This is a genomic window from Polyangium sp. 15x6 (genome assembly GCF_029960785.1).
In the GTDB taxonomy this organism is placed as follows: Bacteria; Myxococcota_A; Polyangia; order Polyangiales; family Polyangiaceae; genus Polyangium.
Window position 1 is genome coordinate 1 of sequence record NZ_JASBQE010000190.1, and the last position, 8,737, is coordinate 8,737.

The window sequence follows — 8,737 nt, forward strand, 5'->3', positions numbered from 1 at the left end:
CCTTTCAAGTACCTGGGCAAACCGGGCGCAAGATTTGGAGGACAAAGTAAGAAACAAACGACACAACCCCACCCAGGACCCGCTCGAGCCCGCGCAGAGGTGGATGAAGGTCCCGCAGTAGTGTTAGTCAGCCCCCACCCTCGAAGCGGCGGCGCCTGAAAAGCTCAAACCAGGTATTGCATTCACGAGCGGAAGGACCTTCGAGGTCGCACTCGAGGGGTCGATGGTCAGCATCAATCCTGCCCGCGTGAAGCCATACAGCGAATCACCCGCATACGCCAGCCCGTACACGTCGGACTGCCCCATGGGCCCCACGAGCTTGGAGAGAGCACCCGTACCGGGGTCGATCTTCACGAGGCAGTCGTTGCAGCCGTCGCCTTTGATGGTCAAGTACGTCCGCCCGTCCTTGGTCGTGACGATGTCTCCGCTCGACGTGTAGCCGGCGCTGAGCCCCCCCACCAGTTGGATTCCGCCCGTCGTGGGATCGATGTGGCAGTAGGACGAATCGCGGTAACCAACCAGCAACTCGGCCCCTGCGTTTCCTTCGGGCACGAAGCCAAGAGAGTTCGGAAAGAAATCATTTCGAATCAATGTGCAGGTCCCGTCAGAGGGGTCGATTCGATAGAGCCCATTGAAAGTCGTTGCGTATACGATGCCAGTTCGATTCACCGCAACATCAATGATCTCTCCTTCGCAGCCGGAAAGTGGTACGCTTACGAGAATTTTCTTGGATGCCGGCGCCACCACATAGAGCACGCTGTTCCCCGTAGCGTACACCGCAAGCTCCGGTGGTCCCCCGCCCCCGTCCACACCGCCTCCACTTGCACCACTCCCTCCCGCGCCGCTTTCATTACCTCCTGATCCTTGCGGACTACCATCCGCCCCCTCACTATCCGCTGCGTCACGCCCAGCAAAACCCATGTCGAGCTCTGTCTTTGCACCACAGCTCCATGAAGCCAGGGGGACCATGAAAGTTGCCAGTCGCACCTTCCACATCGAAAAATCTCCTACGAAAGTCTACGAAGAATTTCGTTGTGTTTTCATGCATCCGTGCGGTGCCCGCTGCAAGCTCGTGTAGGGGGCCGGCTGCCCCGTCTCCGAGGAGCGAGGCTCGCGTTGCGTGTGCTCCGGCACACGAGTTGTCCGCGCGTGGCCAACAGCCCTCGCATCCTCGATATAGGGATACGGAGTGGCAGGCGAACTCGTTGGGGGCCGCGCTGTTGATTCCGGCGCAGGGACTCGTGACACTTGAGCGCGAAGTAGGCAAGCTTTCCTCCGCCGCAGTGCAGGAGCGGTTCAATGTGTCGCTACAAGCGGCAGAAATTCGCCTCAGGCTTTACGCCGAGCGGCGCCAGGAATTACTGAACGACAGGTAAAGAAGTCCCCATCTGCCAATCGGGAGCATCACAGTCCGCTCGCTGGGGGGAGAGCGTGAAATGCTCTCACGCAGAAACAACGCGGCGACGAAGATGTAGTGTGTCCCACCGATTGGCTCGATCTCCGCATCGATGCCAGATGCTCTGGATATCCACGACGAAAGGACGCAACTCGGCACCCGCTCGTGTCGATGGAAGGGCATGCGCGTTGGTCGAGGTCGATGAGGACGAGTGGACCGATGGAGCTTGCCCCGGGCCTGGAGCTGCGAGCCATCGTCCCGTGGGACGGGATGCTCGTGCTTGGCCTGTGGTGGGGAGGGGAGCTGCTCCAGATGTGGGAGGGCGCAGGGGGGAGGTGTGAGGCCTTGGAGGCCCTCCGCGAGGTTCTGGCGCCCGTCAAGTCGGTTGGCAGGGCTTAGGAAATGATGGATGGGGGCGCGAGGGAGTCCTCGCTAACCCCTGAGAAGGACACCGGAAACAGCATCATTCCAGGCACTCTTGCGAAGTTTGACGGGGGCGGGGGAGGCGACATGGCGAGACGTCTGGAGACGGGCGCGAAGCGCGGCTCCGGCGACGGCAGGGCCACTGGCGCGTACACAGCGACCACGGACGGGCGTGACAAGTGCGCTCTCCGCGGCAGAGGAGCAGGCACGTGACGCGTTCGCCCGGATCGGCTATGGAGCCTCCGATGCCGTCGTGGCTCGGCTAGGTCTCGAGTGGGCTCCCGGAGAGTGAATGCTCCGCGGCCATCATGACTCTAGGGAACGAAAAAGTTTCTTCCACTCCTGACCGAGCCTTTTCGGAGGTCGTCGAGATGACGATGCGTCCTCGGGGAGAGCGTTCTCAGCGCTCGACGGAGGCGCGGCGAGGCGGGGTGTGATCGATTCCGCGCACCTGCCCATCGAACCAGGCCACGCCGATGCTGCCGCGGACTTCGCCGTCGTCACTCACGATATAGAACTGGTAGTACGGCACCATGTCCGAGCCGCCAAGGCTGCGTCGCGGGTTCCAGGTGAGCGTGCCGCCGACGAGCTGCTCGTCCCTGGCCAGTACATCCTGTGCGGCGAACGCAGCTTCCTGGGGAGTAACGCCCATGAAAGGCACGGGGCGGGTCGGCACCCAGATCGCTTCGAACGAGCCATCTGCCATGGAGAGCCGCACCATCGCAGCGACCTCGCCGCGCTCTTCGGAAAGGAACGGCACAAGGTAGTAGTCCATGGGATTGCCGTCCATGTCCTCCGCATACACGGGCGAGGCTGCGCCCACGTGGGCACTCATGATCCGGCGCCACATCATCGGATCGTCAGGGACATCGGCGGAATACAGCGCATCCCATACACGCTCTTCGGCAAGGAGCCCGTCCATTTCCTCGTCGTCGAACAGGACGCTGGGGTAATGTGCAAAGTTCACCTGCGATTTGTTCTCCGACAGCAACGATCCCTTGGGCGGGTCGTATGCCAGGACGTACTTCCCGCAGTAGGGGTTGCACCCAGGAGGGGATGCCAGAAGGAGATAGTACTCAAGCTTCCAGATAGCGCCCGACACCTTCTTGACCCCGTCATGGTATCCATTGCCTTTCGCGTCAGACCACGGATCCATGGGGTCTGGCCCAGGAGTGCCCCCGTCGAAATACTTCACGTACTCGACGGTGTAAGTTGAATTCGAGCGGTCCGCCCTGATCTCGAATATGGTGGCGAAGTGGTCGGTGCTCCCGTGGAGCGGCACGAGCACGGGACTCTTGTAGTAAACCATCGCATCGATCTGTTTGTTGACTGCCGCATTCTGCCCGGTGCTGCTGCCTTCATAGTTCGCAGCTCCCCAATTTTGGCCGAACGATGCATTCACTGCACGAGAAATCCCGTAGATGTCGCAGCCTCCAGGCCAGTTATTCCCCGCCGTGCTGTAGCCCGGGCATTGGCTCGTGACAGTAGCTTGTTTGCTGAGAGCCGTCGTCTTCGTGAAGCCTCCGAAGTACATCCCGCCCATCAGGCCAGACGCGATGAGGGTGGCATTGGTGGACGCAGGCGTGGTATTGCCTGGCCCGGTGAGGCTGATCTCGTCGCTGGGTGACGTCGGGGGGGCCTTGACCGTGTAGGTCGTCATCTGGGCTCCCGCCGTCGCGGAGGCCAACATCGCCGCAGCGAACGCAACGAAGGTCAATTGGGTGCGATGCATCATTGTCTCATGTCCCTTTCGCGAAAATCCGGCGTGCGAAACCATCTATGCAGCCAGTGGCGTTATGCCTCTGTTCGATGCTTCAGTTCTTTGCAAGCTTCATTACCGCGCCGACCGACGAGTAGCTCGTCCAGTAAATGGCGTCGGCATCCACTGCAATGCCTGACGGGGATACTTGGCCCGCTGCCAGCGTGACCGCTGCGCCTCCGCTTCGGGCTGCGCGCATGACGGTGCCGGCAAGCTGATCCGTCCAGTAGACGTAAGCGTCGTCCGTCGTGAGCCGCCATGGCTGTTCCCCCTCAGCCAGTTTCTGGGCTGTTCCGCTCTGCGGGTCGAACTTCATCAGCGTGCCGTCGCCCCCATTGGCCCAGTAAACCTCATCGGCCACGACCGCTATTCCCGACGGCGCGGCCTGCGCACTGGCCAGGGTTACCACGGTCCCCCCTGCGGTCGCGACTTTTCGGAGCGCGCCAGCGCCACTGCTGGACCAGTAAAGCCATCCCCCGTCAACCGCGAGCATGGTCGGGCTACCTTGCGCCGTGGCGAGCGTTATCGGGGATCCGCCCTGGATCGGGACCTTTTTTACGGTCCCTTCGCCCAAGCTGGTCCAATAGGCGTTTTCGGCATCGACCCCAAGCCCGTAAGGTTGATTTTCCATCGACGCGAGTTGTTCTGGGGAGCCACCGCCCACACTCAGGCGCATCAGCTCTCCGGGATAAGCCTTGTTCGTCCAGTAGACGTATCCCGCGCCGACAGCGATGCTCGTGGGGTTGTTCTGTCCGCTGGCGAGCGTGATCGGTACGCCCCCCCCCACCGGAATCCTCATGATCGTACCGTCGTCGGCGTTCGACCAATAAACATATCCCCCGTCGAGCGCGATGCCGAGCGGGCCTTTCAGCCCGCTCGCCATGGCGAGCGGTTGACACGATCCCCCCTGGCAGATGCCACCCAGGCAAGAGTGGCCGCAGGCGCTACAATGCTGTGAATTGGTCGCCGTATCCACGCAGATCGTGCCACATGCAACCTCGCCGGTGAGGCACGTGGGTTCACTGCCTCCGGCACCGCCCGCGCCGCTTGCCCCGACTCCGGTCGAAGCTGGGGCCGAGCCTCCCTCTCCGCCATCCGCAGGCGATTCCACCCGAAGATCAGGTGCGCATCCGCAGTACATCAACCATACGGCGAGACACGACGCGGTGAGATGAGCATGTTTAGTCGATCTCGTCAGGATGCTCATGGCGCGATGAGCATGTTGCCGGGGGGCACTCGACACAGGATCGCTCGACAACCGAACGATGTACGCAAGGCATTTGCCCATATGACCGTTCACCCTGCCACAGAACTGTCTCACATGTCTACAAAGTGTTCATCCCCCGCGGAGCGCGGGCTGCTGACGCTGCGCTTCCAAGGGGCTGATTGACGATCGCCTTGAGCGCTCCGGGGCTAACTCGGCGGCGTCGGTGACCACGATTGCCTTCCGGGGCTAACTCGGCGGCGTCGGTGACCTAACTGTTGGGTCTTGAGCGCGTCTGGGGCTACTCGGCGGCGCACGTCGAAGTAACCCCCCCGGTGTGGCGTTGTCCTGATGACGCGGCGACACCATTCGGCGCCTACTTCGACACCGGTGTGATCCGCACCGGTTTATGCCACCGCTGCACGCTTCCTCGCGAATACCTCGACCGTGACGTTGGACGCAACGCGGTGAATTTCCTCGGCTGCGCGTGTTGCCTCCTCCGAGGTGGCAGCAAAGCCGCGGAACACGTCGCGCCCTTCGGCGTCGATGAACCCCTCTCGCACGTAGATGCACCCGTCGCTCCCGAGCGCGAGGGGCTGGACGAGTGCCCAAAGGAGCAAGCCCCCGATGCCAAACCTCCTGACTTCATCGGAGCGCAATGCATAGCCCACGAACACCGCACGGCCCGGCGGCGGGGCGCTCTCGAAGGTAAAATAGAGCTCTCCGTCGCTGGCGAGCGCGAACGCCGTGGCCAACTCCGCAGATTCGGCTGTCTCGGACTCGGGTATCTTTTTCTTGGGCGTGCTGTTCCTGGACATGATGGTGTCTCCTACGTTTCAAAGGGGGACCCGGAGCCGGAGCTGCACGCGCTCGGGTCGAGCATGGTCTATGGTGAGCGAGACGATGCCCGCTCTTTCCAGCCGAAGCACGGCGGGCACGAGCGCGCCCGAAAACGACAAGTTCGGGAGTCTGTCCCGCAACCGTGCGAGCGAGACGAAGCCGTCGCTGTCCACCCGCATCCGAGACAGTGCGAAGTGGACGAGGCCCTCGTCGTGTGCATCCTCCCCGAGTTTCCGAAGCTCGCACGCGTAATACGCGACGTGGATCGCGGCTTTCTGAAAGGCAGGCTCCGCGCGCATGAGATCGAGGAGGAGCTGCTCGCCGCGTTCATCGTGCGCGACAGCGCCCGCGGCAACCAAGGTGGACCTCGCCGAGCGAGACAGGGGAAGCGGTGGGAGCCGATCCGAGAGCCGGCCCCCGCGCAAGCGCGCTCGTACACGGTAGACGAGGGCATGGGCCAGAGCCCCGAGGCACCTCCAACGCGACGGAGGATCAAAGACCGTATCTCGGGGCGGCGGCTCTGAATGCACGACGTTCGGGCGAATGCCGCTTGGTGGCGGCGGAAGCAGAGCTTGGCGGACCATCACGGCCGTAGCGGCGTCGTCGTCGGAATCCTGTAGGGCGCTCATCTTTCCTCTCCGTTTGGCGTCGCCGATCCGAGGCGACGGCGAATCGATAGCGTGCGCGAGAACGGCGACAAACGACCCCCAGGAGAGGGCGAAGGGCTGCGCTCGCCCAGAGCATGCCCATCGCCCCCTTCTGCGGGTCGTTTGTGTCTTGTGAAGGGAGCAAGATGCTCGCCCCTTCAGGAGACAAACAATGCGCGAGCGGGAACGAGGTAACGCGACCGCTGTCGTTTTGTGGGAGAGTGTCGTACCCGAGAGGCGGGTATCAGTTGATGAGGTAAAACGGGTAGAGGCAGCAGAAGGTGACGGCCTTGGTCATGTCCCTCTTGGCCTCGCCCTTCGGCGCTCCGCCGGTCGCGGCGCACGTGCCGGGCACGTATTCGAGGTTGGTGATCGCCTTGCCGGCGAGTGCGTGGCCCGGCGGACCTATGTTTAGACACTGGTCATGGGGAGACAGCATGCCGAATTGCTCCGATTGAGAGGAGCAGACCGGCCCCTCATAGAGGTGAATCGATGCGGTGCATGCACTCCCCTCGGGCGGCCCGCATGCGCACTCCTCGCAGTCGCGTTCATCAATGACGGCATCCTCGGGGAACATCTCGTACCGGGCCCAGTTGTAGTTGTCCGGGCAGGGGGCGTCGGCCCCTTCGCGAACGACACATTGGAGCCAGCCGGGCCCGGGATCGCTGACGCAATACTGCGTCCCTGCATCTGCGCAGGCGTCGTCCACCGTGTTGTTCATGCACGCGAGGCCCGCGAGCTTCCACTCGGTCGTCTTCGTGATAGCGGGCTTCTCGCTCTTAGGGCTGCACCCCTCCTCGTTTGTCGGCCCGGGGAGCGGCGAAACCCACACGGACTGGGCACACGGCTCCCCGCCGCACTGCGCACCGGCCGGAAGGGCGTTTTCGCTCGTGCAGGAGCCATCCCAACCGGCCGGACCATCAAAAGGGAGGCTGGCGGCCCCGCTTTCCCCGCACGCCCCCGCGCGGATCTGCATCGTCTCCGGCAGTGCTTTGCACGCGCCGGTCGAGGGGCCGCACTCGCAAGGCTCGCACGCGGCGGCAGGGGCGTCGAGGTCTGCGAGGAGGCGCCACTTCTCGGCCGAGGCCCCCTCTGGACACTCCGGAGGTTTTGCCATCGCGTTTGGCGGGTACACGAGGAGCGAGACGGCCACCTCCGACCAGTAACCACCGTTTCCGCTGGGCACCGGGACGCACCGGCCGGGGCATGCAGATGGAGCTGCATCGGGCGGCCCCGCGTCGGCGTCGGTGCCAGCATCGGACGTGCCAGCATCGACGCACAGGTCCGACGGCACAAACCCGTTCGGATCGCATTCCGCTCGGTTGAACTCATAGGGAGCGGTACAGGCGCTAGAAACCACAGCCAACGCGACACACGCGGCAAATCGCATTGCTAGAGCTCCAGTCGACCGGCGACGTTCAGGCCGATCATAACAGGGGGTTGCTTTGATATAATGGTATCGCCGACAACGATGCCCAGCCCTCGGGTGAGCGCGAGCACGTCCGCGGTAGTATGTAAAACGAAGTTGCCGGTCACCGGGATAGTGCCCCCGAACCGCAGCCCGCCACCCGGTCGAATGTTGACGTAGGAAGCCGGCTTGTAAGTCTGACTCGGAATGTCAATGTTGATTACCCCTAGATGACCTAGCGCGCAGCCGAGAAACCATTTGTAGTGTCCGCAGACGCTCGCGATGCCGCCCGCCGTCATCGCACTGATTGGCTGGTCCGCGACGCCCGTCGTCAACCACGCGACACGCCCCTCCAGCCCGATCGACACGTAATCGTTGGGCCGCACGCCTCCCGCGATCGTCGCCCCCACGGCCGGCATCCACGAAGCCACGCCAAACACCACCACCGGCCCCGCCCCGACGAAGCCGCGCAACCCCTTTCTTTCGCCTTCGTTTGCGGATTCCTTGAGCTGGTCGTCGTACGCGAACGGGTCTTCCTGTTTCGTGAAGCTAGGCCCCGAGACCACCGCCGATAAGGTCGTGGTCGGGTCCTTTTCGGGCACATAGATCGCCGGAGCTTGCTCTGCCGTGCGCTCCGTTCGCTCTACCGTGCGTGCCGTCAGGGGAACGGAAACCTTCATGTCCTTTCCCTTCACGGCCCTGAACTTCACGACCGCCTCTTCGAATCCGTCGAGCGTCGCCCGGATCTCGTGCTCTCCTCCCGCCACGAACGTCCAGAAGGCCGAACGCCCCGCCTCGTTCCGATTGATGCCGTCCACCGTCACACGCGCGCCCGCGTGAGAGACGAATATCTCGACCCACGAGCCATGAGCGCGCGCCACCTCGTGCGCCTCGAAGAAGCGCCGGCGCTCTGCACGCTCCGCGGGCGTCGTAGCCGGGGCCTGATGGAGCGCGTAGAGCAGAAGCTCGGCAGCATCCTCGGGCCTGCCGCCCTCGACCAGCACGAGCCCGAGACGCCCCGAGACGAGCGGATCGGGCCGCACGTTGAGCGCCTGGCGGT

7 protein-coding genes are annotated in these 8,737 nt (G+C 63.4%); all 7 read right to left on the reverse strand.

Going from position 1 to position 8,737, the window contains the following annotated elements; genetic code table 11:
- Nucleotides 1–123 precede the first annotated feature (123 nt).
- Nucleotides 124–756 carry a hypothetical protein gene (locus QHF83_RS52095; RefSeq protein ID WP_282425656.1) on the reverse strand — a complete coding sequence of 211 codons (633 nt, stop codon included), beginning with the start codon at nucleotides 754–756 and terminating at the stop codon, nucleotides 124–126.
- Between the two features lie 1,463 nt (nucleotides 757–2,219).
- Complete coding sequence (locus tag QHF83_RS52100; protein ID WP_282425657.1) at nucleotides 2,220–3,554, reverse strand: hypothetical protein; 1,335 nt, start codon at nucleotides 3,552–3,554, stop codon at nucleotides 2,220–2,222.
- 79 nt (nucleotides 3,555–3,633) lie between these two features.
- Nucleotides 3,634–4,461, reverse strand: a complete 828-nt coding sequence (locus QHF83_RS52105; RefSeq protein WP_282425658.1) for a DUF5050 domain-containing protein — start codon at nucleotides 4,459–4,461, stop codon at nucleotides 3,634–3,636.
- 728 nt (nucleotides 4,462–5,189) lie between these two features.
- Nucleotides 5,190–5,600: a hypothetical protein gene (locus QHF83_RS52110; protein ID WP_282425659.1), complete on the reverse strand. Its 411-nt coding sequence runs from the start codon at nucleotides 5,598–5,600 to the stop codon at nucleotides 5,190–5,192.
- Nucleotides 5,601–5,618: 18 nt separating this feature from the next.
- On the reverse strand, nucleotides 5,619–5,981 hold the full coding sequence (locus tag QHF83_RS52115; RefSeq protein WP_282425660.1) for a hypothetical protein: 363 nt from the start codon (nucleotides 5,979–5,981) through the stop codon (nucleotides 5,619–5,621).
- A 532-nt stretch (nucleotides 5,982–6,513) separates the two neighbouring features.
- Nucleotides 6,514–7,422, reverse strand: coding sequence for a hypothetical protein (locus QHF83_RS52120; protein WP_282425661.1), 909 nt, complete (start codon nucleotides 7,420–7,422; stop codon nucleotides 6,514–6,516).
- Nucleotides 7,423–7,661: 239 nt separating this feature from the next.
- On the reverse strand, nucleotides 7,662–8,737 hold a 1,076-nt coding region (locus tag QHF83_RS52125; protein WP_282425662.1), incomplete at its 5' end, for a hypothetical protein.

Excerpts from the sequence above, each read along its gene's own strand:
- QHF83_RS52110 (WP_282425659.1), bottom strand. The coding sequence starts at position 5,600 with ATGTCCAGGAACAGCACGCCCAAGAAAAAGATACCCGAGTCCGAGACA.
- QHF83_RS52100 (WP_282425657.1), bottom strand. The coding sequence starts at position 3,554 with ATGATGCATCGCACCCAATTGACCTTCGTTGCGTTCGCTGCGGCGATG.
- QHF83_RS52105 (WP_282425658.1), bottom strand. The coding sequence starts at position 4,461 with ATGGCGAGCGGGCTGAAAGGCCCGCTCGGCATCGCGCTCGACGGGGGA.